This is a genomic window from Microbacterium gubbeenense DSM 15944 (assembly GCF_000422745.1).
GTDB lineage: Bacteria > Actinomycetota > Actinomycetes > Actinomycetales > Microbacteriaceae > Microbacterium > Microbacterium gubbeenense.
Window position 1 is genome coordinate 116,741 of the sequence record NZ_AUGQ01000001.1, and the last position, 26,313, is coordinate 143,053.

A 26,313-nucleotide genomic window follows, 5' to 3' on the forward strand; every position below is an offset into this window, starting at 1 on the left:
GGCGCATGAAGATCATCATCTCGGGCGCGAGCGGATCGCTCGGGCGCGCCCTGGCCGGCTCGCTCGTGTCCGACGGCCACGATGTCGTCGCCCTCACGCGGGCACCGGGCCGGCACCCGATCCCGGGCACCACCGAGGTCGGCTGGGATCCCGCTGATGTGGCGGCCTGGGCGCACGCGCTCGAATCGGGCGGCGAGGTCGGCGTCGTCAACCTCGCGGGCAAGCCGGTCGACTGCCGCCCCACAGAGCAGAACATCCGCGAGCTGCGCGATTCGCGGGTACGGGCGACGGAGGCCCTCGTGGCCGCATCCGAGCGCCGCGGCCAGCCCGTGGACCGCTGGGTGCAGGCGTCGACGACGGCCATCTACGGCGACGCCGGCGACGAGCACATCACCGAGCACACGCCGGATCCTGTCGACGGTCTCCCCCAGATGACCGGGATCGTCCTCCCCTGGGAGGCCGCAGCCCGGGACGCGAACGCGACCCATCGCGTGACCCTGCGCACCTCGATCGTGCTCGATCGCAACACTCCCGCGCTCGACCGCCTCCTCCTGCCCGCGAAGCTGGGCTTCGGCGGCGCGATCGCCGGCGGCCGCCAGTGGTTCAGCTGGATCCACGTCCACGACTGGCTCCGAATCGCCCGCGCCGCGCTCGGCCTCGAACCCGCGCTGGAGCTGCCGGACGCCCCGGTCATCGCCGCAGCTCCGAACCCCGTGCGCAACGCAGATCTCATGCGATCGCTCCGCGAGGCCGCCGGCGTGCCGTTCGGGCTGCCGACGCCCGAGTTCGTGCTGCGACTCGCGTCGATCGGCCTGCGCACGGATCCGCTGCTCGCGCTCACGGGGCGCCGCACGACGTCCGCGGTCCTCGCCGAGCGCGGCTTCGAGTTCCGCTATCCCACGCTCGAGAGCGCCCTGGCCGACCTCGGCACGTAAGGCGTGAGTCGCTCCGGCTACGCGTCGATCGCTTCTTTGTCGAGGTTCGCCGCGCCCTGCACGATGAATTCGCGGCGCGGAGCGACCTCGTTGCCCATGAGCATCTCGAAAACGCGACCGGCCGCCTCGGCGTCGGCCATGCGCACGCGGCGCAGCAGGCGGCCGTCGCGCGACATGGTCGTCTCGGCGAGCTGGTCGGCGTCCATCTCTCCCAGACCCTTGTAGCGCTGGATCGGCTCCTGCCACCGCTTGTTCTGGCGGCGCAGCTTCGCGAGCAGCGCGTTCAGCTCGCGGTCGCTGTACGTGTAGATCGGCTCGTTCGGCTTCGACCCGGGGTTCATCACGATCACGCGGTGCAACGGCGGTACCGCCGCGTACACCCGGCCGTGCTCGATGAGCGGACGCATGTAGCGGTAGAACAGCGTGAGCAGCAGGGTGCGGATGTGCGCGCCGTCGACGTCGGCATCGCTCATCATGATCACCTTGCCGTACCGCGCGGTGTCGATATCGAACGACCTGCCCGACCCGGCGCCGACGACCTGGATCAGCGCCGCGCACTCGGCGTTCGAGAGCATGTCCGAGACCGAGGCCTTCTGCGTGTTCAGGATCTTGCCGCGGATCGGGAACAGCGCCTGATACTCGCTGTCGCGAGCCTTCCGCGCCGTGCCGAGGGCCGAGTCTCCCTCGACGATGAAGATCTCGGTGTTCGAGACGTCGGTCGAGCGGCAGTCGATCAGCTTCGCGGGCAGCGACGACGACTCCAGCGCGTTCTTGCGGCGCTGCGTCTCTTTGTGCGCGCGCGCCGAGACACGCGCCTTCATCTCGCTGACGACCTTCTCGAGCAGCATCGAAACCTGGTTCTTGTCGTCGCGCTTGGTCGAGACGAACCGCTGCCGCATTCCCTCGCGGACGACCTTCGCGACGATCTGGCGCACGGCGGGCGTGCCGAGCACCTCCTTCGTCTGGCCCTCGAACTGCGGCTCGGGAACGCTGACGTTGAGCACGGCGGTCAGCCCCGCGAGCACGTCGTCCTTCTCCAGCTTGTCGCTGCCGACCTTCAGCCGGCGCGCATTCTTCTCGATCTCAGCCCTCAGCTGCTTGGTGAGCTCCTGCTCGAAGCCCTGCTGGTGGGTGCCTCCCTTGGGCGTGGCGATGATGTTCACGAACGACCGCATGTGCGTGTCGTAGCCGGTCCCCCAGCGCAGCGCGATGTCGACGTGGCACTCGCGATCGACGACGGTCGACTTCATCGACCCGTCGGCCTGCAGCGTGGGGACGGTCTCCGTGAAGGATCCTGTGCCCTCCAGCCGCCAGGTGTCCGTGACGGGCGCATCGTTCGAGAGGAACTCGACGAACTCCGCGAGGCCGCCGTCGAACTTGTACGACGTCTCGCGGATGCCCGTCTCGGGGTCGTCGGCGAAGCGCTCGTCGCGCACGACGATCTCCAGGCCGGGTACGAGGAACGCGGTCTGCCGCGCGCGGGTGACGAGCTCGTCGTACTGGAAGGCCGCGTCCTTCGTGAAGATCTGGCGGTCGGCCCAGTAGCGCACGCGGGTGCCGGTGACGCCGCGGGGCGCCCTGCCCGCGATCCGCAGCTCGCTGCCGTTCTCGAACGGGCTGAACGCGACATCGGGGCGCGCCTCGCCCTCGTCGGCGAACACGCCGGGCTCGCCCCGGTGGAAGCTCATGGCGTAGGTCTTGCCCGCGCGATCGACCTCGACGTCGAGGCGCTCGCTCAGCGCGTTCACCACGGATGCGCCGACGCCGTGCAGCCCGCCCGAGGCGGCGTACGAACCGCCGCCGAACTTTCCGCCGGCGTGCAGCTTCGTGAAGACGACCTCGACGCCGGTGAGGCCGGTGCGCGGTTCGACGTCGACCGGCACGCCGCGGCCGCGATCCTGCACCTCGACGCTGCCGTCGCCGCGCAGGATCACGAGGATGCGATCGCCGTTGCCGTCCACGGCCTCATCGACCGCGTTATCGATGATCTCCCACAGGCAGTGCATGAGGCCGGGGGAACCGTTCGAGCCGATGTACATGCCGGGCCGCTTGCGCACGGCCTCGAGCCCCTCGAGGACCTGAAGATGGTGGGCGGAATACTCGGCTGTCACAATCTTCGAGCTTATCTTCGAATCAGCGCGATGCCGGTCGGAACACACGGAACGCCCAGTCCGCGTACGCCGTAGGCGAAACCCGAGGCGCGAAGGAAATCTTTGTCGGCCCTGCGTGGTTGTATGGGGCATGGCCCGTGACACGGAACGAACCACGAAGGAGACAGATCGATGACTGCAGCACCCCTGGCCGAAGCCCCTGTCTCCCACCGACTGACGGCGCTCGATCGCTGCGACGCGTGTGGAGCCCAGGCATACATCGCCGCCGAGGTCGGCGGCAGCGAGCTTCTGTACTGCGCCCACCACGGCCGCAAGTTCGAAGAGAAGCTGCGCGCCGTCGCCACCAACTGGCACGACGAGACTGCGAAGCTGCAGGACTGACCTGATCAGCCTCAAGGGCCGCCTCCCACTCGGGAGGCGGCCCTTTCGCATCCATGTCCGGTTGATCAAAATGGCATAGGTCTCACAAATTTGAGAGCGCTCTGATGGATGAATCACTTCCCAAGGAGCAACTCGATGACCATTTCGACCCTCACCCTCATCGCCATCGACATCGTCGCGGCGCTGATCCTCGCCTTCGGCGTCTATTACCCGCGACATCGGAGGCGCGACCTCGTCGTCGCATTCCTCGGTGTCAACATCGGCGTGCTCGCGGTGGCGAGCGTGCTCGCCACGGCGCAGGTCGCGGCGGGGCTGGGGCTCGGATTGTTCGGCGTGCTCTCGATCATCCGTCTGCGTTCGTCCGAGATCTCGCAGCGCGAAGTCGCCTACTACTTCGCGGCCCTCGCGATGGGCCTGATCGGCGGGCTCGGCGGCAGTTCCGTCACGATTCCCGCCGCGCTCATCGCGCTCATCCTCGTCACGATGTGGGTCGCCGATCATCCCGCGCTGCTCGGACGCAGCCGACACCAGGTGGTGCGCCTCGATCGCGCGATCGCCGATGAACAGGAACTGAGCGACGAGCTCGGCGAATGCCTCGGCGGCACCGTGACGGCGATCACCGTGCAACAGCTCGACCTCGTCAACGACTCGACGCTCGTGGACGTGCGCTATCGGGTGACGGCAAGTCGTGAGAAGCAGACGCAGTCCGTCGCGGAGAGCGCGGCCTCGCGATGATCGCCCTGAACGCGTTCGCGCCCGTCACCCTCGAATCGCTCGTCGCGCAGGCCGCGCTCCTGACGCGCGTCGATCGCAAGTACCTCCTGCCGCTCGACACCGTCGCGGACGTCGTCTCCCACGCGGATCCGCGCGTGCGCGTGCTCGACATCGACGGATCCCGCGACTTCGCGTACGACTCGGTCTACTTCGACACCCCGGACTTCCTCGCCTATCGACTCACCGCGCTCCGGCGCCGGCGTCGGTTCAAGCTGCGCACCCGCACATATCTCGATACCGGCGGGTCGTACCTCGAGCTCAAGACCAAGAGCGGCCGCGGCACGACCGTCAAAGAACGCATGCCGTACGCGCCGATCGACCGCGCCCGCATCACCCCCTCGGGCGGCGCCTATGCCGCAGACCTGCTCGCGCAGCGCGGTCACGAGCCGTCGCTCGTCGCCGAGATGCGACCGTCTCTCGTCAGTCGATACCGCCGCTCGACGCTGCTGCTGCCCGATGGCAGCCGCGCAACGATCGACACCGATCTCCGCTGGTCGGATCCCGACGGCCGCGCGCTGAGCCTGCCGGGCTACGCGATCGTCGAGTCGAAGTCGCCGGGGCGTCCGAACGACCTCGATCGCGCGCTCTGGCGCACCGGCCACCGGCCGAGCGGAATCAGCAAGTTCGGCACCGGCACCGCAGCGCTGCACCCCGAACTGCCGGTAAGCAAGTGGGCTCGCACGCTGCGCGGGCCGTTCTCCGAATCCATTCTCACCACCGACCCCCAGGAGCAACGATGAAACGCACCGCATTCGCCCTGACCGCTCTGGCCGCGACGGGCATTCTGCTCGCCAGCTGCAGCGCCTCGGCCGGAGCCGCCGATGCCGGATCGAGCGAAACGACGGCACGCGCGTTCACGGGCGATCTCTCCCCGGAGGAGGTGCTCGCCGCGAACAGCGACTACACGACCGTGAACGACGACGAATGGTCGGCGGACGACGCCGTCGACGTCGCCCTCGACGGATCCACCGCGGAAGCGTCGGGAGACGGCGTGAGCGTGGACGGCTCCACCGTCACGGTCACCGCCGCCGGTGTGTACCGGTTGTCGGGATCGCTCGAGGGCGCGGTCGTCGTGGAGGCGCCCGAGGACGCCCAGGTCGTCCTGATCCTCGACGGCGCCGAGATCTCGAACGCCGATGGCCCGGCGATCGAGGTGCGCACGGCGGACGACGTGGCGATCAACCTCGCGTCGGGCAGCGAGAACACCGTCTCGGACGCCGCCTCGTACGCCGAGGACGCGACCGTCAACGCGGCGATCGACGCCAGCAGCGACCTCACGATATCCGGCGACGGATCCCTCACCGTGACGGGCAACGGCAACGACGGCATCTCGTCGACCGATGACCTCGTCGTCCTCGCCGGCAGGATCACGGTGTCCGCCGCCGACGACGCCCTGCGCGGGAAGGACGCGCTCGTGGTCGAGGGAGGCGAGCTCGACCTCACGGCGACGGCCGGCGACGGCCTCAAGAGCGACCAGGAGGAGAACGAGACCCAGGGATATGTTCTGGTGAGCGGCGGCACGATCGGCATCGCCGCGGGAGACGACGGCATCCAGGCGCTGACGGACGTCGTCATCACGGGCGGAGACACCACGATCGACGCCGCAGACCACGGCCTCGAGGGCGAGAGCATCCTCACCATCGGCGGCGGCACGATCACCGTGACCGCGTCGAACGAGGGGATGCAAGCGATCTCCGTCGGCATCTTCGACGGCACGATCGACCTCATGGCGGTCGACGACGGCATCAACGCCTCCGGCATCAACGCCGGCGGTCAGGAGCGCGAGACCGACACGGGCGAGCGCCTCGAGATCTCGGGCGGCACGATCACGATCGACGCCGGGTTCGACGGGCTCGATTCCAACGGATCCGTCACCGTCTCGGGCGGCGACGTCACGATCTCGAGCGCCGAGAACGGCGGAGACAACCCGATCGACGCGAACGGCACCGCGACCGTCGCGGAGGGCGTCGTCGTCGCGAACGGCGAGGCGTTCGATTCCGATTCCATCCAGCAGATGCCGGGCGGCCCCAGGATGGGCGGCGGTGAGCCCGGAGAGGGCCGACAGGGAACGGGCGAGATGCCCGGTGGCGGAGAGATGCCCGCGCCGACCGACGCCCCGGACGCCGACCGGGCGTCCTAGCCCGTCAGTCGACGTAGGTGCGCGTCACCAGCGGTGACACACGCAGCAGCGGCTCCTCGCCGACCGTACCGATCGCCTCGCCGAGGTCGGTCGGGGTGGGCTCGCCGTTCTCCCCCGGACCGAACAGGATCACCTCGTCGCCGACCGCGGCTCCCGGCCATGGTTCCACGCGCGAGGTGAACGGATCCACCCTCGTGACGGCGCGCACGCCCGCCGGCGTCGCGACGCTGACGCGACCCGCGAGGGCCGACGCGTACCCGTCGACGGATCCGATCGCTACTTCGACGTCGTCTCCGACGGCGACGACCGGCGCGACGAGCGCCGACGCCGGGGCGACGCCCGCGATCTCGGGGCCATCCTCCGAGCGGATCCCGTAGCAGAACGCCCCGACGCGCACGAGGTCGTAACGGAACTCGGCGCGGTGCCATGCGGCCGCGCTCGCCGCCAGGTGGCGCACCTCCGGCTCGAGACCGGCCGTGCGGGCGATCTCGACTGCACGGTCGAACTCGGCGCGCGAGGCATCGTCCTCCTCGTCGCTCGCCTCGGCGATGTGGGTCCAGATGCCGACCACGCGGATCCGTCCCCCGCGCTCGTGCTCGGCGGCTCGCGCGCAGAACGCCGCCCATTGCTCGGGCCGCACGCCGTTGCGGTGCAGGCCCGTGTCGATCTTCAGGTGAACGATCGCGGTGCCCTCGGCCGCCGCGACGTGCTCGAGGTAGTCGGCGTCGCCGACGCCGAGCTCGAGGCCTTCGTCGATTCCCTGCTGAGCCTCCTCGGACGACAGCGTCATCCAGCAGAACACCCGCGCGCGCTCCCGCGCCTCGCGCTTCGCGCGCACGGCGCTGTCGAGATCGATGCCGCCGAACCACGTGGCGCCGGCGTCGAGGGCCGCGGAGACGACCGGTTCGACGCCCTGCGCGTACGCGTTGTCCTTGATCACGACGAGCACCTCGGCGGGATCCATGCGTTCGCGCACCGCCCGCACGTTCTGGCGCAGGCGGGCGAGGTCGACGCGGAGCTCGGCGCGCATCATGCGACCTCCTCCCGCGCAACCGAGAGCCCGACGACGGCGGCGAGCTCGAGCTCGGTCCAGCCGGTCGCGTCCGCCCAGGCCCGCAGCAGATCCGGGCGCGCGGCGCCGAAGAACCGCGCCTCGTCGCGCGGGCCGACGTCGATCCCGCCGATGTCGACGACGCACACGTCCATCGCCACGCGGCCGATGATCGGTGCCTCGTCGTCGCCGAAGAGCACGACGGCCCGGGATCCGATCGCCCGCGCAACGCCCTGGGCGTATCCCCCGGACACGAGCGCGACGCGGGTGTCCCGCTCGGCGCGGTGTCGGTATCCGTAGGAGACGCCGTCGCCGGCGCGGAGCGTCTTCACCTGCAGCACGGGCGCGGCGAGCGTCATCGCGGGCTCGCCGTGACCGGCGAGTCCGAAGACGGCATCGAGGGGCAGCGCCGTGTCCGGCGCGGGCGCGAAGCCGAACGGATCCGCGCCCTCGTCGACGATCGCCGTCGTGATCCCTGTCGCGCGAGCGGCTTCCGCGACGATCGGGGCGCCGTGACCGCAGGCATCGCGACGCAGATCGATCGCGGATCCGGGTGCCTCGCGCGCCGCGCGGGCGATGTTCCGCTCGAGAGCGGAACGCGACACGCGCGTGCGCGGAATGCTCGTCCCCAGTATCGACTCACTCATCCGCCCTAGACTATGACGCGGTCGCACGGTGCTTCTTCAGCGCGCCGCGCGATCCGTCCACTTACCGCCGACTCGGAGGATCCATGACGTCGAATGGCCTCGCCCTCGGACCGAAGCTGCGCTACCTCGCGCAGCGCGCCCGCCGCATCGATATCGGTGCGGTGATCGAACGCGCCAAGGAAGTCCGCCAGGAGCACGGTAAGCCGGTCCCGACCGTGCTCGCCGACATGCTCTGGCAGGCCGCCCGCAAGGACGTCGCGTTCCAGGACTACGTCGACTTCGACTTCGCCATCCTCACGCCCGAGGAGCGCGCCACCTTCATGACGCACCCGGTCTCCGCCCAGCTCGCGCAGCAGTACTCGCAGCCCGCGGGCCGCCGGATCTTCGAGGACAAGATCGCGTTCAACGAGCGCTTCTCCGAGTTCCTGAACCGCGCTTGGCTGGTCGTCACCGACGACAACGCCGACGAGGTGCGGGAATTCGTCGAGCAGCAGGGCACGGTCATCGCCAAGGTTCCCGTCAGCCACATGGGCCTCGGCGTGCGTCGTTATCACGCCAAGGACGTCGCGGACTGGGGTGTTTTCCACCGCGGGCTGATCGATGCCGGCGAGATCCTGCTCGAAGAGGTCATCTCCCAGCACGCCGACCTGTCGGCCGTGTGCCCCGGAACCGTCAACACCACCCGGATCACGGCGTTCTACGACGGCAAGGACGTGCACATCCTCGCGGTCGCGCAGAAGTTCGGCCGCGGCGAGGTCAGCGACCAGATGTCGTACGGCGGCTTCTACACGATGCTCGACCCCGACTCGGGCCATGCGATGAGCGCGGGATACGACTCGCACGCGAACGTGCACGAGAACCACCCCGACACGGGCTTCCGCATCGCCGACTTCCAGCTGCCCGGATTCGACGAGGCCGTCGCCCTCATCGACCGCGCCGCGCGCGTGGTTCCCGAGGTGCAGTACGCGGGCTGGGACGTCGTCGCGACCGAGAAGGGCCCGGTGCTCGTGGAGGGCAACTGGGGCGCCGGCGTGTACGAGAACAAGCCGAGCGTGTCGGGCATCCGAACGGGCCACAAGCCCCGCTACCGCGCCGCCATCGGCTTCTAACCCCACCGAACCTTCATTTCTGGCACATTTCTGCGCGGATTTGCGCGCGGAAATGTGCCAGAAATGAAGGGTTAGGGTGGTCAGGCCGCGCGGCGGATGATGCCCATCGGGGTCGACTGGTGGCCCTGGCCGAGCGGGTTGTCCTTGAGGATCCGCACCAGCTGACGTTCGCTGGCCTTGTCGATCGTCGAGCCCAGGATGTTGCCGCCGATGTCGTTGATGTCGACGACCGCGACTTCGCAGCCGACGAGCTTCTTCACGTCGGCCGCCACCTCGTGCGGGCGCTCCGGGCCGAGCACGACGGCGTCGTTGTACGGCGGGATCGTTCCGGGCGTCGGCCCGTCGATCGCGCGCGCCTTCTCACCGGCGATGCGGTAGAAGTCGCCGCGGCGTCCGAACAGCTTCGTCACGGCGGAGACGGCCGCGGCGAACAGGATCCGCAGCGTTCCGACCTCCTTCAGCGCGAACTCCATCGTCTCGGGAATGCCGAGGCCGATGCCGTACGCCGTCTTGGTGACGTAGCGCGACAGGAAGACCGCAAGCCGCCGGGGGTGGATGTCGCTCATCATGTACGACCGGCCCTGCATGATCGCCACGATCTTCTCCGTGACGAACAGGATGTCACCCTGCTGGGTCTTGCCGACCGCATACTCGCGGATGATCTCGTCGAGCGTGTCGCCCGGCATGACCACCCGCGTGCGCAGCGGGATGCGGAGGAAGTCGGTTCCATCGACGGAGACCTCGAGGGCCTTGCCGTCGTTCGCTTCCGAGCTCACTCGAGGTAGTCCCGCAGCGACTGCGAGCGGCTCGGGTGGCGCAGCTTCGCCATCGTCTTCGACTCGATCTGACGGATCCGCTCGCGCGTCACGCCGAAGGTGTCGCCGATCTGATCGAGCGTCTTCGGCTGACCGTCGCCCAGGCCGAAGCGCATGCGGATCACGCCCGCCTCGCGCTCCGAAAGGGAATCGAGCAGGCTCTCGAGCTGGCGCTGCAGCATCGTGAAGCCCACCGCGTCGGCCGGAACGACCGCCTCGGTGTCTTCGATCAAGTCGCCGAATTCGCTGTCGCCGTCCTCACCGAGGGGCGTGTGCAGCGAGATCGGCTCGCGACCGTACTTCTGCACCTCGACGACCTTCTCGGGCGTCATGTCGAGCTCGCGGGCGAGCTCTTCCGGTGTGGGCTCGCGACCGAGGTCCTGCAACATCTGTCGCTGCACGCGGGCGAGCTTATTGATGACCTCGACCATGTGCACCGGAATGCGGATCGTGCGCGCCTGGTCGGCCATGGCGCGGGTGATCGCCTGGCGGATCCACCACGTCGCGTAGGTCGAGAATTTGAAGCCCTTGGTGTAGTCGAACTTCTCGACGGCACGGATCAGGCCGAGGTTCCCCTCCTGGATGAGGTCGAGGAACTGCATGCCGCGGCCGGTGTAGCGCTTCGCGAGCGACACGACCAGGCGCAGGTTCGCCCCGAGCAGGTGACTCTTCGCGCGGCGTCCGTCGCGCACGACCCACTGCATGTCGAGACCGAGCTGCTTCGCCTTCTCGGCAGCCGACATCTGGGTCAGCTTCTCCTCGGCGAACAGGCCCGCCTCGATGCGCATGGCCAGATCGACTTCTTCGGCCGCGTTCAGAAGCGGCACCTTGCCGATCTGCTTCAGGTAGTCCTTGACAGGGTCGGCGGTCGCGCCGGTGATCTGCGTGGAGTAGACCGGCACTTCCTCCTCTTCGGAGGCGCTGATGACGATCGCACCGGACGGAAGCGGCTCGACCTGCTCGGGCTTCGCCTTCTTCTCCTCGGTCTCTTCGACCTCGGGCACGTCATCGCCGATGAGCTCCGCGACGACATCGCTCTTCTTGCGCGTCGCCTTCTTCGCGGCGGGCTTTTCCGCAGCCGTCTTCGCCGGCGCCTTCTTGGCCGGAGCGGCCTTGGCAGGCGCCTTCTTCGCCGGCGCCTTCTTGGCCGGAGCGGCCTTGGCAGGCGCCTTCTTCGCCGGCGCCTTCTTGGCCGGAGCGGCCTTGGCAGGCGCCTTCTTCGCCGCGGGCTTTTCCGCAGCGGTCTTCTTCGGTGCCGCCTTCTTCTTGGCGGTGGTCTTCGCGGCCGTGGCCGTCGTCTCGTCGGATTCGTCGGTCTTCGTGGCAGCAGTCACGTTTCACCTTTCGCCAGGATCACCGCGCGCCAGCGCCCTGGTTGTGTTCGAACACGATTAAGGCCCTTGTCAAGCGCGAACCACCCAGGGGTGCTTCAGCTCGACAACGGCTCGGGTCAACATTCTCTCATACATTCGTGCGCGCTCTTGACCAAGAGATGCAGTGTGTGAGACAACGCGCACGGCGCGATCCCTATTCCCAGCGGCGGTGCTCGTCATCGCCCGGGTGATCCGCGAGGAACCTCTCGAGCTCCGCCGCGAGCTCGTCCGCGCTCGGCAGGTCTCCCTCGTCGAACGCGGCGTCATCGCGCGAGCGCTCGTCGCCGTCGAACTCGCCGGCCGCGTAGGCGTCGAATCGTTGCTCGAGCGTCGTGATCATCCGTGCGAGGTCGTCGTTGCGCGCGATCTGGTCCTCGATGCGTTCGAGGTACTCGCGGTTGTCGTTTCGCAGGTCGTCGAGTCCGAACACGAGGCCGGTCGCCGTCATGAGCTTGTCGAGAGCGGCGAGGGTGGATCCCGGGTAGTCGGTCTCCGCGAGATAGTGCGGCACCAGCATGACGAAGCCGGCCACGGGGAAGCCGCCCTCCGACATGCGGTACTCGATCAGGTGTCCGACGGTGGCCGGCACCTGTGTGTGCGGCTTCCACACCGAGTGCGCCTGGATGAGGTCGCCGCGCGACCCGCTCACCGTCGTCGACAGCGGGCGCGTGTGCGGGACCGGCATGGCGATCGCGTGCACCCACGTCATCGTGCCGACATCGAACTCATCGGCGAGGCCCATGAGCAGTGCGACGAACCGCTCCCACTGGAAGTCGGGTTCGTAGCCGGCGAGCAGCAGGAAGGGCTGCCCCAGCGCATCGTGCACGAGCGACAGCTCGAGCCGCGGCGAGCGGAACTCGGACAGGTGATCCTGGTCGAAGGTCACGATCGGGCGCCGCGCCCGGTAGTCCAGCAGCGCGTCGTTGTCGAAGATGACGATCGGCCTCGGCTCCAGATCCTCCCGCATGTAGTCGACGACGCTCGCCACGGTGCCCCCGGCGTCCGTGAATCCCGTCAGCAGAACCACCAGCGGCAGGCGGGGCGGCACGACGGGTGCATTCGCAACGCGCTCGAACAGATCCATTCCCCCATCGTACGAGCGCGCCCGGGGCGCGAGCTCGAAACTAGGATGGTTGGTATGCCGCTTCCTGATATTGCGATCACCCATGTTCCGTTTCCGACCGAAGCAGCCGACGCGCTCATCCTCGCCATCCCGGCGACGGACGACCCCGCGGTGAGCGACGAGCTGCGATCCGCGCTCGACGCGATCGGCTTCACGGGGAAGAAGGGATCCTTCGCTCGCGCATACGCGCCCGGGTTCACTTCGCTGCCGCTCGCGGTCGTCGGCCTCGGTCCGGATCACGACCTCAACACGATCCGCGAGCAAGTCGGAGCGGCCGCGCGCCAGCTCACCGGGTTCGAGACCGTCGCGATCGACGCCGTCACCACGGTCGACGGCGCGTGGCGCGCCATCGCCGAGGGAGCGATCCTCGGTGCGTACCAGTTCGACGCGTTGAAGAGCACGCCGGAGGACGAGCTCGCCCGGTCGCGCCGCGCCCGTCACGTGCTCGTCCACGCCCCCGAATCCGTCACCGACGACGACCTCGGAACCGCCCGCGCGCACGGCGCCGCCGTCGCACTCGTGAAGGACCTCGTCTCGACGCCCGCCGATCGCCAGAGCCCCGAGCAGCTGGCCGACGGCGCCGTCGAGCTCGTGAGCGACCTGCCGATCCAGGCGACCGTGTGGGACGAGCAGGCGCTCGCTGACGGCGGCTTCGGCGGGATCCTCGGCGTCGGCATCGGATCCGACCGCCCGCCGCGCCTCGTGCGCCTCGACTACGCGCCCGAGGGCGCTGAGCGCCACGTCGCGCTCGTCGGAAAGGGCATCACCTTCGACACGGGCGGGCTCTCGCTCAAGCCCGCCGCCTCGATGGTCGGCATGCAGGAGGACATGACCGGTGCGGCCGAGGTGCTCGCCGTCGTGCGCGCCGCCGCCCAGCTCGCGCTCCCCGTTCGCGTGACCGCATGGATGTGCATCGCAGACAACATGCCCTCGGGCCGCGCGACGCGCCCCGGCGACGTGCTCACGATGGTCGACGGCACGACCGTCGAGGTGACCAACACCGACGCGGAGGGTCGCCTGGTCCTCGCCGACGGCCTCGTCGCCGCGAGCCGCGAAAACCCCGATGTCGTGGTCGATGTCGCGACGCTCACGGGCGCGATGGTCGTCGCGCTCGGCACGCGCCACACCGGCATCATGGGCCACGGCGACGCGCCCGACGCGTTCCTGCGTTCGTCGGATCGCACCGGCGAGGCAGCCTGGGCCCTGCCGCTCATGGACTACATGTCGGATCAGCTCGATTCGCGCGTCGCCGACATGCAGAACGCCAACGTCGGAAACCGCGCCGCGGGATCGATCTACGCCGGACTGTTCCTGCAGCGCTTCGTGGGCCGCATCGGCAACGACCCCGAGGCCGACCGAATCCCATGGGTCCACCTCGACATCGCCGGCAGCGGCATGAGCACGACGTCGCCGTACGGCTTCACGGACAAGGGACCGACGGGCGCGTCGACGCGCGCCCTCATCGATTTCGTCGCCGCGGGCGGCGAGGTCGTCTGATGTTCCCCGCTCAGAGGACGGTGTGACGTGACGGACAGCAGCTACGACCTCGTCGTGCTCGGCGGCGGGAGCGGCGGCTATGCGGCCGCCCTTCGCGCCGCTGAGCTCGGCCGCACGGTCGCGATCGTCGAGCAGGATCTCCTCGGCGGCACCTGCCTGCACCGCGGCTGCGTTCCGACCAAGGCGCTGCTGCACACGGCCGAGGTGGCCGACGGCGTGCGCCGCGCGGCCGCGGTCGGCGTGAACGCCACGCTCGACGGCATCGACCTGTCCGCGTCCCTCGCTTGGCGCGAGAAGCTCGTCCAGGGCAAGCACCGCGGCCTCTCGTCACTCGTCAAGGCGCGCGGGATCACGGTCGTCTCGGGGCGCGGCACCCTCACGTCCGTCGACGGCCGCCCGGCCATCGATGTGTCGGGCGACCGGCTCGTGGGAACGGACGTCGTCATCGCGACCGGCGCCTCCAGCCGCACGATTCCGGGCATCGAGCTGGGGCAGAAGATCCTCGACTCGGAATCGGCTCTGGCGCTGGACGAGGTTCCGAGGCGCGCCGTGATTCTCGGCGGCGGCGTCATCGGCGTGGAGTTCGCGAGCGCCTGGCGCTCGCTGGGCGCCGAGGTGACGATCGTCGAGGCGCTCGACAACCTGATCGCGAACGAGGATCCGTCCTCGCGCGACGCGCTCGAGAAGGCGTACCGCCGCCGCGGCATCGCGCTCGAGCTCGGCGCGCGCGTGACGGCCGCCGAGCAGTCGGATGACGGCGTGACCGTCTCGATCGATCGCGACGGCGAGGCCCGCACGCTTGATGCCGACGTCGTGCTCGTCGCGGTCGGGCGCGGCCCGGTCACCAACGGCCTCGGTCTCGCCGAGGCGGGCATCGAGATCGATCGCGGATTCGTCTCGGTCGATGAGTCGCTCCGCACGAACGCTCCGCACGTATGGGCGGTCGGCGACATCGTCGCGGGCCCCCAGCTCGCGCACCGCGGTTTCCGGCACGGGATCTTCGTGGCGGAGACCATTGCGGGCGAGAACCCGTCGCCGCTCGATGATTCGCTGTTCCCGCGCGTCACATATTCGACGCCGGAGGTCGCCTCCGTCGGCTCGACCGAGCCGCAGGCCATCGCGGCGCACGGCGCGGATCGCATCGTCACACGCGAGGTGTCGCTCGCGGGCAACGCGAAGAGCGAGATCGTCTCGGCCGGATCCGAGTCGCGCGCCGGCTTCGCGAAGGTCGTGGCGCTCGCGGACGGGCCGATCCTCGGCGTGCACCTCGTCGGCGAACGCGTCGGCGAACTCATCACAGAGGGCCAGCTCGCGGTCGCGTGGGAAGCACGCGCCGACGATCTCGCCCCGCTGATCCACGCCCACCCGTCGCAGAGCGAGGCGCTCGGCGAGGCCTTCCTCGCGCTCGCCGGTTCTCCCCTGCACACACTCTGATCGGCGCCCACGCGTCACTCACCTAGGACGCACGTCGATCCCCTAAGCTGATAACAGCATTTTCGCTTTCTGAAGGAGACTCGAATATGAGCACTTCCGTTGTCCTCCCCGCTCTCGGCGAGAGCGTCACCGAGGGAACGGTCACCCGCTGGCTGAAGCAGGTCGGCGACACCGTCGAGGTCGATGAACCTCTGCTCGAAGTTTCGACCGACAAGGTCGACACCGAGATCCCGTCGCCGGTCGCCGGCGTGCTGCAGTCGATCGCGGTCGACGAGGACGAGACCGTGGAGGTCGGCGCCGAGCTCGCGACCATCGGCGACGGCTCTGGTTCGTCGGAGGCACCTGCGGCTCCGGCCGAAGAAGCCCCCGCTGCTCCCGAGGCTCCGAAGGCGGAGGCCGAGGCGCCTGCCGCGCCGGCCTCGGACGCTCCGGCGGCTTCTGGCGACGCGACCGACGTCACGCTCCCAGAGCTCGGCGAGAGCGTCACCGAGGGAACCGTCACGCGCTGGCTGAAGCAGGTCGGCGACACCGTCGACGTCGATGAGCCGCTCCTCGAGATCTCCACCGACAAGGTCGACACCGAGGTGCCCTCCCCCGTGGCCGGCACCGTCCTCGAGCTGCTCGCAGCCGAAGACGACACCGTCGAGGTCGGCGCTGTGCTCGCACGCGTCGGATCCGGCACCCCCGCCACGGCCCCCCAGGAAGAGGCCCCGAAGGCCGAAGCGCCTCAGGCAGAAACACCGAAGGCAGAAGCCCCCCAGGCAGAGGCCCCGGCCGCTGCTGAGGCGCCGAAGGCCGAGACTGAAGCCCCGGCGGCTTCTGGCGACGCGACCGACGTCACGCTCCCCGAGCTCGGCGAGAGCGTCACCGAGGGAACCGTCACGCGCTGGCTGAAGCAGGTCGGCGACACCGTCGACGTCGATGAGCCGCTCCTCGAGATCTCCACCGACAAGGTCGACACCGAGGTGCCCTCCCTCGTGGCCGGCACCGTCCTCGAGCTGCTCGCAGCCGAAGACGACACCGTCGGGGTCGGCGCTGTGCTCGCACGCGTCGGATCCGGCGCCCCCGCCGCGGCCCCCCAGGAAGAGGCCCCCAAGGCAGAAGCGCCTAAGGCGGAAGCCCCGAAGGCCGAAGCTCCCAAGGCCGAGGCACCGAAGGCCGAAGCACCCAAGGCTGAAGCCTCGAAGCCCGCTCAGGCACCCGCCGCAGGCGCCGACACGGTCTACGTGACCCCCCTCGTCCGCAAGCTCGCGGCACAGCACGGCGTCGATCTGGCCTCCGTGTCCGGCACGGGCGTCGGCGGACGCATCCGCAAGGACGACGTGCTCGCCGCCGCGAAGTCGGCACCGACCGGTTCGGCGTCCGCGCCGGCCCCGGCGGCTGCTCCCGCCACGCAGCTGGAGACCTCCGAGCTGCGCGGCACGACGCAGCCGATGTCGCGCCTGCGCAAGGTCGTTTCCTCGCGCGCCGTCGAGTCGCTCAACACAACGGCTCAGCTGACGACGATCGTCGAGGTCGATGTCACGAAGCTCGCGCAGTTCCGCGACCAGAAAAAGAACGAGTTCCTCGAGAAGAGCGGACAGAAGCTCTCGTTCCTGTCCTTCTTCTCGCTCGCCGCGGTCGAGGCGCTGAAGGCGTACCCGATCATCAACTCGACGCTCGACGGCGAGAACATCGTCTACCCCGAGCAGGAGAACCTCTCCATCGCGGTGGACACGCCCAAGGGCCTCTACACGCCGGTGCTGCGCGACGCCTCGTCGAAGTCGCTCGCGGAGATCGCGTCCGGCATCGCCGATCTCGCGGCTCGCACGCGCGACGGCAAGCTGAAGCCCGACGACCTCGCGGGCGGCACGTTCACGATCACGAACACCGGATCGCGCGGCGCGCTGTTCGACACTCCGCTCGTGTTCCTGCCGCAGTCGGCCATCCTCGGCACCGGAATCGTGTACAAGCGACCCGGCGTGACGAAGGTCGACGGAGCCGACGCGATCGGCGTGCGCTCGTACGTCTACCTCGCACTGTCGTACGACCACCGCACGATCGATGGGGCAGATGCTGCTCGCTACCTGTCGGCGGTCAAGAACCGCCTCGAGGAAGCGAACTTCGCGGCGAACCTCGGTCTCTGACCTGATCGCGATCGGAATGGGCCGCACCTTCGGGTGCGGCCCATTCCGCGTTCTCACGGAGCGTCGAACACATCGCGGATCCGCCATTTCTCCTCCGCGCGCTCCAGCACCATCAACTGGGCGCTCTCCTCGGGCGCCGTAACCTTCAGTAGCACGACCTCGCCGTAGTCGTCGACGAGCGCGATCGCGGGCTCAGGCGCCGCGACAGCTCCCGCGCGTTCGAGCCCGCGGGCGAGATCGCAGTCGGCCGGGCAGGCGCCCCATTCGACGAGGATCCGCGCCGCAGCCTCGCGCGGATCCTGCGCTGCCTCGCCCGGCAGCGACGTGGGCGTCGGCGTCGGCGTGGGCGTCGCGGTCGCGCTCGGTGATGCGGCCTGGGACGGGGGCGCCGACTCGACCGGCCAGAGCATGCCTCCCGCGAGCACCACCGCGGCGGCGCCGAGGCCGATGAGCGCGACCCGACCGTGGTGCGCGCTCTTCTCTCGGGTGCCGCGCCTGGCCCGCCACTCGGACATCGATCGCAGTGCCCCCGCGACCGCATCGCCTACGCCCGTGTCGACGTGGCGCTCGATCAGGGCTCGGATCCGGTCGACGAACGTTCCCTCCGCGTCGTGGCCGACATCGATCGAACGCGCGGGCCGCGCGGCGGCGCGGTGGGCCGCTGACGCGGCGATCGGCTGCGGCGCGGCCGCCTCGAACAGGGCCGTTTCGATCTCCTCTGCACGCCGAGCGAGCGGGCTCGGCCCCTCAAGAGCATCGAGCGCGTCGTCGACGATCCGCGCGATCACGCGATCGTCGCACGCGAGCTGAATGCGCCGCAGCGCGTCGCCCGTGGCCTCCGCGACCGTGCGACCCTCCGCATCGCCGCACACGAACGCGAACACGGGGCGGCCGTCGGCGGTGATCCACCAGTCGCCGGTGCGCGCCGCGTCGTCGAGCCCGCGCTCGGCCGCCTCCGAGACCCCGCGCAGCATCGACACGATGCAAGTCACGGCCTCGCCACGCAACCAACCCGCGCCTGCCTCGTCCCGGGCCCCGAATGTGCGGGCGCACGGTTCGCGCAGGTCGCTGAGGATGGCCTCGTGGCCAGCGTGCCCGCGCAGCACGTCGGTCGGTCCGAGGAGGTGCTGCGCGCCCGCCGCCTGCCAGCCCGGCCAGTCGTCGAGATCGTCGACGTCGACGAGCAGCACGGGTTCCTCCCCCGCCATGACTGCTCGGGTCGCGGTGAACGGCGCCTCGGGCGTGCCCACGCGGCGGATCCGGCGGACTCCGATCTCGAGCGGGTCGAGGGGCGCGGTGCGCGGGGTCGTGGTGCTCATGGTCCCATCGTGCGACGGGTTCAGCTCTCGCGCTGGGCGGGATCCCCGGAATGTGGACAACCTCCGCGATCTGCGGAATGTGCACGCGCTGACCTCTAGGCGGACTCCCCGCGCAATGCCCGGTAAACTGGTGCTCATGGCATCACGTACGTCCGCTCCGGAAAAGCGCCCGGGCTTCTTCACGACGATCAAGCAGCTCCTGAGCTTCACGCGCAAGTCGTACCCGTGGGTCGTATGGGTTCTGCCCCTGATCCTGCTCGCGGGCGTCGGCCTCGGCGTGGGCGGTGCGTTCGCCGTGCAGCAGCGCTGGTGGGGCATCATCCTGTGGGGCGTGTTCGGCCTCATGCTCGGCATGATCTTCAGCATGTTGCTGCTGAACCGCCTCGCGACGGGCGCGATGTACAAGCAGATCGAGGGCACCCCCGGCGCCGCCGGTCACGTGGTCTCGAACATGCTCGGCCGCAGCTGGCGCGCCGATGACATGCCGGTGGCGATCAACGCCAAGGCTCAGGAGGGCGTCTACCGCGCCGTCGGTCGCGGCGGGGTCGTCCTCGTCGGCGAGGGATCCCGACGTCGGCTCGAGAAGCTCATCAAGAAGGAACAGACGATGGCGCGGCGCATCACGCACGATTCGGTGCCTGTCACGGTCTTCTTCGTGGGCAGCGGCGAGGACGATGTGCCGATCGACAAGCTCGCGAAGAGGATCAAGAAGCTCCCGAAGGCGGTCGACCGTCGCGGCATGACGCAGCTCGTCGCCCGCACCGAGTCGATCTCGCAGGGCGCGATGTCGTCGCTCCCGATCCCCAAGGGCGTCGACCCCGCCCGGGCGCGCGCGCCGAAGCCGCGCTGATCCGCTGACGCACTCTGATGCCCCGTTCGCCGGGGCATCAGTCGTCTACCGGGACGAAACGATGACCGTATCGACCGCGACGTCGTGCAGCCCGCGGTTGTTCTCGTCCCAGATAGCGGCGGGGATCACGACGACCGTCAGCAGTGCGCGCACCAGGGGCCGCCACGCCCCGGCCCATTCGCCGTTCCGGCGCGTGACCCGCAATCCCCAGATCCGGTGACCGGGGCTTCCGCCCGCGGTCGGGATGAACAGCGCCTGGATCAGGACGAAGAGAATCAGCTCCGACCACCAGGTGTAGTCGAAGAATGCCGCGGACAGCAGGACGACCGCCGCCCAGTCGGTCACGAACGCGCCGATGCGGCGCGGCAGCGTCGCAAGGCTCCCCGGGCCGGTCTGCGGAAGACCGATCGACTTGCCGGGATAGTCGGATGAGCGCTGGTCGGGGGTCACGCTCTCAGCCTATGATCCCGCGTTGTGGCGCGTCTGGGAGGCATACGCGTCCGGGGCGGGTTTGGCCCGGCCTCGCCGCGCGCCGTAACATTGAGGAAACAATCGAGACACTCACGGGCAACGGCCGCGAGATAGTTTCGACGAGTCAGCCCGCCACGGGCGATGACTCGATAACCCTCCTGGAGCTTTCATGTTCAAAGATTCGTCCGAAGTGCTCGCATACATCGAACAGGAGGACGTCAAGTTCCTCGACATCCGCTTCACAGACCTCCCCGGCGTGCAGCAGCACTTCAACATCCCCGCGTCGACGGTCGACGATGAGTTCTTCTCGGTGGGTCAGATGTTCGACGGCTCCTCGATCCGCGGCTTCGCGTCGATCGACGAGTCCGACATGCAACTCATTCCGGACGTCACGACGGCCTACCTCGACCCGTTCCGCGAGCACAAGACGCTCGTGATGGTGTTCGACATCTTCAACCCGCGCAACGGCGAGACCTACTCGAAGGATCCGCGCCAGGTCGCGAAGAAGGCCGAGAAGTACCTCTCGTCGACGGGCATCGCCGACACGGCCTTCTTCGCCCCCGAGGCCGAGTTCTACATCTTCGACGACGTGCGCTACGAGGTCTCGAGCAAGCGCAGCTTCTTCTCCGTCGACTCGGAAGAGGCCGGCTGGAACACCGGTCGCAAGGAAGAGGGCGGCAACCTCGCCAACAAGACGCCCCAGAAGGGCGGATACTTCCCCGTCTCCCCCGTCGACAAGCAGGCCGACCTGCGCGACGACATCTCGCTGCATCTGATCGATGCGGGCCTCGAGCTCGAGCGCGCTCACCACGAGGTGGGGGCGGCCGGCCAGGCCGAGATCAACTACCGGTTCGACACCATGGTGCACGCCGCCGACGATGTGCTGAAGTTCAAGTACATCGTCAAGAACGTCGCCGATCAGTGGGGCAAGACCGCAACCTTCATGCCGAAGCCCGTCTTCGGCGACAACGGATCCGGCATGCACACCCACCAGTCGCTCTGGCAGGACGGCAAGCCCCTGTTCTACGACGAGCAGGGCTACGGTCAGCTCTCCGACGTCGCGCGCTGGTACATCGGCGGCCTGCTCAAGCATGCCCCCGCGGTTCTCGCGTTCACGAACCCGACGATCAACAGCTACCACCGCCTCGTCAAGGGCTTCGAGGCGCCGATCAACCTCGTCTACTCGGCCGGAAACCGTTCGGCCGCGATCCGCATTCCGCTGACGGGCTCGAACCCGAAGGCGAAGCGCATCGAGTTCCGTGCGCCCGACGCCTCGGGCAACCCGTACCTCGCGTTCGCGGCACAGCTGATGGCCGGCATCGACGGCATCAAGAACCGCATCGAGCCGATGGATCCGATCGACAAGGATCTCTACGAGCTGCCTCCCGAGGAGGCGAAGGGCATCCCGCAGGTGCCGACGACGCTCCCCGCCGTGCTCGACGCGCTGCGCGAGGATCACGCGTTCCTCCTCGAGGGCGGCGTGTTCACGGAAGAGCTCATCAACACGTGGATCGACTACAAGGTCGAGAACGAGATCCTGCCGATGGCGCTGCGCCCGCACCCCTACGAGTTCGAGCTCTACTACGGCGTGTGACCGCCTACAGGTCGTAGAACACGTCCTCATAGGTGCGGCGGGCGCGGCGAGCGACCCGCAGCCACTCCTCCTCGAGCTCGCGCGCTGATCCGGGCGCGTGCTCGAGGATGCGTGCGATGCCGTCGAGCGCGTGGTTGTCGGTCGGCAGCATGTCGCTCGTCGTGCCCGTGAGCAGCGTGTTGGCCGACCGCAGCCGCGTCGCCAGGCGCCACGCGGCGCCGAGCTGACGGGCATCCTCCTCGCCGAGGAGCTCGTGTTCATACGCGGCCTGGAGGGCGTGCAGCGTGCGCGGCGTGCGCAGGTCGGGAATCGCGTGCGCGTACTTCATCTGCATGAGCTGCGCGAGCCACTCCACGTCCGCGAGCGCCCCCGGGCCCAGCTTCAGGTGGCGCGCGGGATCGACGCCGCGCGGCATGCGCTCCGACTCGACTCGCGCCTTGATGCGCTTGATCTCGCGCACGTCCGACTCGGTCGCGTGCGCGGGGTACCGAATATCGTCGACCATCGCCATCACGTCTTCGAGCAGCTCGTCATCGCCCGCGACGGGACGCGCGCGCAGGAGCGCCTGAGCCTCCCACGACACCGACCACCTCGCGTAGTACGAGCGATAGGCATCGAGCGTGCGGGCGATCGGCCCCTTCCGACCCTCGGGGCGCAGCTCGGCGTCGAGCTCGAGCGGCACCCGCGCGTCGTCCGACTGTTCGCGCAGCTGGGCGACGATCTTCCGCGCGAGAGGTTCGGCGACCTGCGGATCTACCGTACCGGGCCGATAGACGAAGAGGACGTCGGCGTCGGAGCCGAAACCGACCTCCGCCCCGCCGTACCGTCCCATGCCGATGATCGCGAACTGCATGTCGCGGTGCTCGGCGGGCACGACCTCACGCCGCACGGCCACAAGCAAGGACTGGATCGTCACGTCCGTGATCGCCGTGAGCGACGTCGTCACGTCTTTGATCGACAGCGACCCCGTCATCGACGCCATCGCGGTGCGCAGCAGCTCGCGGCGGCGGATCTCGCGGATCCTCCTGGCCGCCTCGGGCAGCGCCGTGCGCCTCTTGAGCACCGCCGATGCCTCGTGCCGCAGCACCTCATATGCGCGCGGCCGCAGCTGCTCGGCGCTGTCGAGCCACGCCACTGACTCCGGGATCCACTCCATCAGCTCGCCGACGTAGCGCGATCCGCTGAGCAGCATCGTGAGGGATTCGGCCGCGCCCGTCGAGTCGCGCAGCATGCGCAGGAACCACGGGCTGTCGCCGAGCCGCTCGCTGATGCGGCGGTAGGCGACGAGGCCGTAGTCAGGGTCGACGCCCTCCGCGAACCACCGCAGCATCACGGGCAGAAGCGTGCGCTGAACGGTCTTCTTGCGGCTGACGCCCTTCGTGAGGGCCGCGATGTGCGACAGCGCACCGCGCGGATCCCGGAACCCGATCGCCGTGAGACGGTCGTGCGCCTCACTGCCGGTGAGCGAGCGCGAATCGTATTCCGTGGACGCCACGGCCGACAGCAGCGGGCGGTAGAACAGGCGCACATGGATGTCGCGCACCTCGTTGCGCACGCGGTTCCACGTCGCCGTGATGTCGCTCGCGAGGCCGCCTGCGACGCGCTCGGACACGTCGAACAGCCCGGTCGACCGGGCGAGCACGCGGCGACCGTCGGCGTCGTCCGGCATGAGGTGCGTGCGCCGCAGCTGCTGCAGCTGGATCCGGTGCTCGAGCAGGCGCAGGATCCGGTAGTCGGTGCCGAACGCGGCGGCGTCGTCGCGGCCGATATAGCCGCGTTCGACGAGCGCCTCGAGCGCGTCGAGCGTGCCGCTCGCACGCACGCTCTCATCGCTGCGACCGTGGACGAGCTGCAGGAGCTGCACCGTGAACTCCACGTCGCGCAGGCCGCCCGGGCCCAGCTTGAGCTGGCGGCTCGCCTCCTCCGGCGGGATGTTGTCGTTGACGCGCTTGCGCATCGCCTGCACGCCGTCGACGAAGCCGTCGCGCTCCGAGCTCGCCCAGACGAGCGGGCGGGTGCGCTCCACGTACGCGCGGCCGAGCTCCATGTCACCGGCCATCTCCCGGGCCTTCAGCAGCGCCTGGAACTCCCAGAGGTCTGCCCAGCGCTCGTAATAGGCCAGGTGCGACTCGAGGGTGCGCACGAGCGCGCCCTTCTTGCCCTCGGGGCGCAGGTTCGCGTCGACCTCCCACAGCGGCGGCTCAGTCTCGAACTCGCTGAGCCCCCACATCGTGTGCTTGGCGAGGCGCGTGGCGATATCGATCATCCGCTCCTCGGAGATCTCCGCCCCGGGCGCCGCCCCGGCGACGAAGATCACGTCGACGTCGGAGACGTAGTTGAGCTCGCGCGCGCCCGCCTTGCCCATGCCGATGATCGCGAGGCGCGTGGCGTCGATCTCGTCGGCCGTGAACTGGTCCGCGAGCATCGCCCGCGCCACCGCGAGCGACGCCTCGAGCGCAGCCGATGCGGCATCCGACAGCGCCGAGGACACGGCGCGCACGACCTCGACGGGATCCGCCGCCGACAGGTCGACCGCGGTGATCGAGAGCAGCTCGCGCCGGTACGCGAGCCGCAGTGCGTTCCACGCATCGGATCCGACCGCGCACGACGCGCCGTCCTCGGCCTTCACTGAGGCGAGCAGCCGCTCGGTCATCGCCTCGAGCGATGGCAGCGTGCGCACGCCGCCGACGAGTTCGCCGAGCACCTCCGGGTGGCGCCGGAACAGCTCGCCGAACCCGACCGATGCGCCTACGACCCGCCAGAGCAACCGAGCGCTGGTCGCGTCCTCGAGCACGCGCCGCACCGGATCCGGATCGCGGCGGGCGACGTCGAGGATCGACCGCAGGGCGGCGTCAGGATCCGCGCTCCGGGCCCCGCCGGCGATCAGCTCATCGCGCGGGATGCCCGTCGCCTCGTGGAGCTCGTCGAGCGCCGCGGTCGCGTCGCCGACGTCGGTGAAGCCCGCGCCGGCGAGGCGCGACCGCGCGGAGACCCTCCCGCCAGACACGTCGCCCGAACCTCAGATGATGTCGAGCGTCGTCTTGAGCTCCACCGACGTGACCTGAGCCCGGTACTGCTCGAACTCGCGACGCTTATTGGCCAGCACATACTGGAACACCTGCTCGCCGAGCGTCTCGGCCACGAGCTCGCTCTCCTCCATACGGTGGATCGCGTTGTCGAGGCTGCGCGGCAACGAGCGATATCCCAGGGCGCGCCGCTCGGCGTCGCTCAGGGCCCAGACGTTGTCCTCCGCCTCGTCGGGCAGCTCGTACTCCTCTTCGATGCCCTTGAGGCCGGCCGACAGCATGAGGGCGTACGCGAGGTAAGGGTTCGCGGCGGCGTCGATGCCGCGGTGCTCGATGCGGGCCGATTGACCCTTGCCCGGCTTGTACAGGGGAACCCTGACGAGCGCGGAGCGGTTGCTGTGGCCCCACGTGATGTGGTTCGGGGCCTCGTCTCCGCCCCACAGGCGCTTGTAGGAGTTGACGAACTGGTTCAGCACGAGCGACATCTCGTCGGCGTGGTGCAGGAGGCCGGCGATGAATCGGCGGCCCGTGACCGACAGCTGGTGCGGTGCGCTCGCGTCGTAGAACGCGTTCGTGTCGCCCTCGAAGAGGGACACGTGCGTGTGCATGCCGCTGCCGGGCTCGTCCGCGAGGGGCTTCGGCATGAACGTCGCGTGCACGCCCTGTTCGATCGCCACCTCCTTGACCACGGTGCGGAAGGTCATGATGTTGTCGGCCATCGTCAGGCCGTCCGCGTAGCGCAGGTCGATCTCGTTCTGACCCGGACCGCCCTCGTGATGGCTGTACTCGACCGAGATCCCGAGGTCTTCCAGCATGCGGACGGCGCGTCGGCGGAAGTCGTGGGCGGTGCCGCCCGGGACGTTGTCGAAGTAGCCGGCCGAGTCGACGGGCACGGGGACCTCGCCGCGAGTGCCCGGCTTGAACAGGTAGAACTCGATCTCGGGGTGCGTGTAGAACGTGAAGCCCGCGTCGGCCGCCTTCGACAGCGCGCGCTTGAGCACGTTGCGCGGATCCGCCGCGGCGGGCTCGCCGTCGGGCGTGCGCAGGTCGCAGAACATGCGCGCGGTGGGATCCACGTCGCCGCGCCACGGCAGCATCTGGAACGTCGTCGGATCCGGGTGCGCGAGCAGGTCGCTCTCCTGCACGCGGGTGAGCCCCTCGATCGCGGAGCCGTCGAAGCCGATCCCCTCGCTGAAGGCGCCTTCGGCCTCAGCCGGTGCGATTGCGACGGACTTGAGGGTGCCGACGACGTCCGTGAACCACAGACGCACGAACTTCACACCGCGTTCTTCGATCGTGCGAAGTACGAAATCCTGCTGCTTGTCCATGCGTCACAGCCTAATCGCCCGCGGGCCCATCACTCGTCGCGGCGCTCGTCTTCTTCCCACGCTTTGGTGCGTTCGCGCATGATCTCGGGCGCGCGCGCCGCCTCGGCGGCGGTATCGAAGGGCCCGGCCCGATCGACCGCGGGCGACTCCGGCCCGTGCTCGACCTCGCCCGTACGCAGGTTGTACCAGTAGGTGTCACTCATGCCTGA

General features: G+C 69.2%; 22 protein-coding genes. 11 read left to right on the forward strand and 11 right to left on the reverse strand.

All coding sequences use genetic code 11. The features are described from left to right. The first annotated feature begins 5 nt into the window (after positions 1–5). Positions 6–935, forward strand: a complete 930-nt coding sequence (locus G510_RS0100600; RefSeq protein ID WP_029151995.1) for an epimerase — start codon at positions 6–8, stop codon at positions 933–935. Between the two features lie 17 nt (positions 936–952). Here the strand turns inward: G510_RS0100600 and G510_RS0100605 are convergent, their stop codons facing one another. Continuing rightward, positions 953–3,049 (reverse strand): DNA topoisomerase IV subunit B, encoded by a 2,097-nt coding sequence (locus tag G510_RS0100605; protein WP_036321525.1) that lies wholly within the window; start codon positions 3,047–3,049, stop codon positions 953–955. Between the two features lie 168 nt (positions 3,050–3,217). On the opposite strand from G510_RS0100605, the gene G510_RS0100610 reads away from it, so the two are divergent. The 4 genes from G510_RS0100610 (at position 3,218) to G510_RS14855 (ending at position 6,341) form a co-directional block, all read left to right on the forward strand. Next, entirely contained in the window at positions 3,218–3,427 is a 210-nt protein-coding gene (locus G510_RS0100610; protein ID WP_029151997.1) for a DUF7455 domain-containing protein, read from the forward strand. A gap of 135 nt (positions 3,428–3,562) precedes the next feature. After that, positions 3,563–4,162, forward strand: a complete 600-nt coding sequence (locus tag G510_RS0100615; protein WP_029151998.1) for a DUF4956 domain-containing protein — start codon at positions 3,563–3,565, stop codon at positions 4,160–4,162. Continuing rightward, positions 4,159–4,941: a polyphosphate polymerase domain-containing protein gene (locus G510_RS0100620; RefSeq protein WP_029151999.1), complete on the forward strand. Its 783-nt coding sequence runs from the start codon at positions 4,159–4,161 to the stop codon at positions 4,939–4,941. The genes G510_RS0100615 and G510_RS0100620 overlap by 4 nt, the downstream gene beginning before the upstream one ends. Continuing rightward, positions 4,938–6,341, forward strand: a complete 1,404-nt coding sequence (locus G510_RS14855; RefSeq protein ID WP_051216096.1) for a carbohydrate-binding domain-containing protein — start codon at positions 4,938–4,940, stop codon at positions 6,339–6,341. The genes G510_RS0100620 and G510_RS14855 overlap by 4 nt, the downstream gene beginning before the upstream one ends. A gap of 4 nt (positions 6,342–6,345) precedes the next feature. On the opposite strand, the gene G510_RS0100630 is transcribed toward G510_RS14855, so the two are convergent. Together G510_RS0100630 and G510_RS0100635 are read right to left on the reverse strand one after the other, a co-directional pair. Next, the gene (locus tag G510_RS0100630; RefSeq protein ID WP_029152000.1) at positions 6,346–7,374 is read right to left on the reverse strand and encodes an alanine racemase; all 1,029 of its coding nucleotides are present in this window, start codon (positions 7,372–7,374) and stop codon (positions 6,346–6,348) included. Beyond that, positions 7,371–8,039 (reverse strand): alanine racemase, encoded by a 669-nt coding sequence (locus tag G510_RS0100635; protein WP_051216097.1) that lies wholly within the window; start codon positions 8,037–8,039, stop codon positions 7,371–7,373. The genes G510_RS0100630 and G510_RS0100635 overlap by 4 nt, the downstream gene beginning before the upstream one ends. An 83-nt stretch (positions 8,040–8,122) precedes the next feature. Here G510_RS0100635 and G510_RS0100640 point away from each other — a divergent pair, with 83 nt between their 5' ends. Next, entirely contained in the window at positions 8,123–9,148 is a 1,026-nt protein-coding gene (locus tag G510_RS0100640; protein WP_029152002.1) for a sugar-transfer associated ATP-grasp domain-containing protein, read from the forward strand. Between the two features lie 80 nt (positions 9,149–9,228). Here G510_RS0100640 and G510_RS0100645 read toward each other — a convergent pair whose 3' ends face one another. The 3 genes from G510_RS0100645 to G510_RS0100655 form a co-directional block, all read right to left on the reverse strand. Beyond that, complete coding sequence (locus G510_RS0100645) at positions 9,229–9,924, reverse strand: coenzyme F420-0:L-glutamate ligase (protein WP_029152003.1); 696 nt, start codon at positions 9,922–9,924, stop codon at positions 9,229–9,231. Continuing rightward, positions 9,921–11,297 (reverse strand): RNA polymerase sigma factor, encoded by a 1,377-nt coding sequence (locus G510_RS0100650; RefSeq protein WP_029152004.1) that lies wholly within the window; start codon positions 11,295–11,297, stop codon positions 9,921–9,923. Before G510_RS0100650 ends, G510_RS0100645 begins: the two co-directional genes overlap by 4 nt. 193 nt (positions 11,298–11,490) lie before the next feature. Next, positions 11,491–12,420, reverse strand: a complete 930-nt coding sequence (locus tag G510_RS0100655) for a proteasome assembly chaperone family protein (RefSeq protein WP_036321400.1) — start codon at positions 12,418–12,420, stop codon at positions 11,491–11,493. A gap of 54 nt (positions 12,421–12,474) precedes the next feature. Here G510_RS0100655 and G510_RS0100660 point away from each other — a divergent pair, with 54 nt between their 5' ends. The 3 genes from G510_RS0100660 to sucB all read left to right on the forward strand — a co-directional run bounded on the left by G510_RS0100660 (position 12,475) and on the right by sucB (position 17,516). Next, entirely contained in the window at positions 12,475–13,956 is a 1,482-nt protein-coding gene (locus G510_RS0100660) for a leucyl aminopeptidase (RefSeq protein WP_029152006.1), read from the forward strand. Positions 13,957–13,983: 27 nt separating this feature from the next. After that, positions 13,984–15,390: a dihydrolipoyl dehydrogenase gene (gene lpdA, locus G510_RS0100665; RefSeq protein ID WP_029152007.1), complete on the forward strand. Its 1,407-nt coding sequence runs from the start codon at positions 13,984–13,986 to the stop codon at positions 15,388–15,390. A gap of 86 nt (positions 15,391–15,476) precedes the next feature. Next, positions 15,477–17,516 carry a 2-oxoglutarate dehydrogenase, E2 component, dihydrolipoamide succinyltransferase gene (sucB, locus tag G510_RS0100670; protein WP_029152008.1) on the forward strand — a complete coding sequence of 680 codons (2,040 nt, stop codon included), beginning with the start codon at positions 15,477–15,479 and terminating at the stop codon, positions 17,514–17,516. A 53-nt stretch (positions 17,517–17,569) separates the two neighbouring features. On the opposite strand, the gene G510_RS0100675 is transcribed toward sucB, so the two are convergent. After that, entirely contained in the window at positions 17,570–18,835 is a 1,266-nt protein-coding gene (locus G510_RS0100675) for a hypothetical protein (protein WP_029152009.1), read from the reverse strand. Positions 18,836–18,971: 136 nt separating this feature from the next. On the opposite strand from G510_RS0100675, the gene G510_RS0100680 reads away from it, so the two are divergent. Continuing rightward, the gene (locus G510_RS0100680) at positions 18,972–19,685 is read left to right on the forward strand and encodes a DUF4191 family protein (RefSeq protein ID WP_029152010.1); all 714 of its coding nucleotides are present in this window, start codon (positions 18,972–18,974) and stop codon (positions 19,683–19,685) included. 45 nt (positions 19,686–19,730) lie between these two features. Here G510_RS0100680 and G510_RS0100685 read toward each other — a convergent pair whose 3' ends face one another. After that, complete coding sequence (locus tag G510_RS0100685; protein ID WP_029152011.1) at positions 19,731–20,135, reverse strand: RDD family protein; 405 nt, start codon at positions 20,133–20,135, stop codon at positions 19,731–19,733. Between the two features lie 190 nt (positions 20,136–20,325). On the opposite strand from G510_RS0100685, the gene glnA reads away from it, so the two are divergent. Beyond that, positions 20,326–21,750, forward strand: a complete 1,425-nt coding sequence (gene glnA / locus G510_RS0100690; RefSeq protein ID WP_029152012.1) for a type I glutamate--ammonia ligase — start codon at positions 20,326–20,328, stop codon at positions 21,748–21,750. Between the two features lie 4 nt (positions 21,751–21,754). Here the strand turns inward: glnA and G510_RS0100695 are convergent, their stop codons facing one another. Genes G510_RS0100695 through G510_RS18155 form a run of 3 tightly spaced genes read right to left on the reverse strand, consistent with a single transcriptional unit; the run spans position 21,755 to position 26,307 of the window. Continuing rightward, the gene (locus G510_RS0100695) at positions 21,755–24,757 is read right to left on the reverse strand and encodes a bifunctional [glutamine synthetase] adenylyltransferase/[glutamine synthetase]-adenylyl-L-tyrosine phosphorylase (protein ID WP_029152013.1); all 3,003 of its coding nucleotides are present in this window, start codon (positions 24,755–24,757) and stop codon (positions 21,755–21,757) included. A 12-nt stretch (positions 24,758–24,769) separates the two neighbouring features. Next, entirely contained in the window at positions 24,770–26,104 is a 1,335-nt protein-coding gene (locus G510_RS0100700) for a glutamine synthetase family protein (protein ID WP_029152014.1), read from the reverse strand. Positions 26,105–26,133: 29 nt separating this feature from the next. After that, positions 26,134–26,307 carry a hypothetical protein gene (locus tag G510_RS18155; protein ID WP_029152015.1) on the reverse strand — a complete coding sequence of 58 codons (174 nt, stop codon included), beginning with the start codon at positions 26,305–26,307 and terminating at the stop codon, positions 26,134–26,136. Positions 26,308–26,313: the final 6 nt, after the last annotated feature.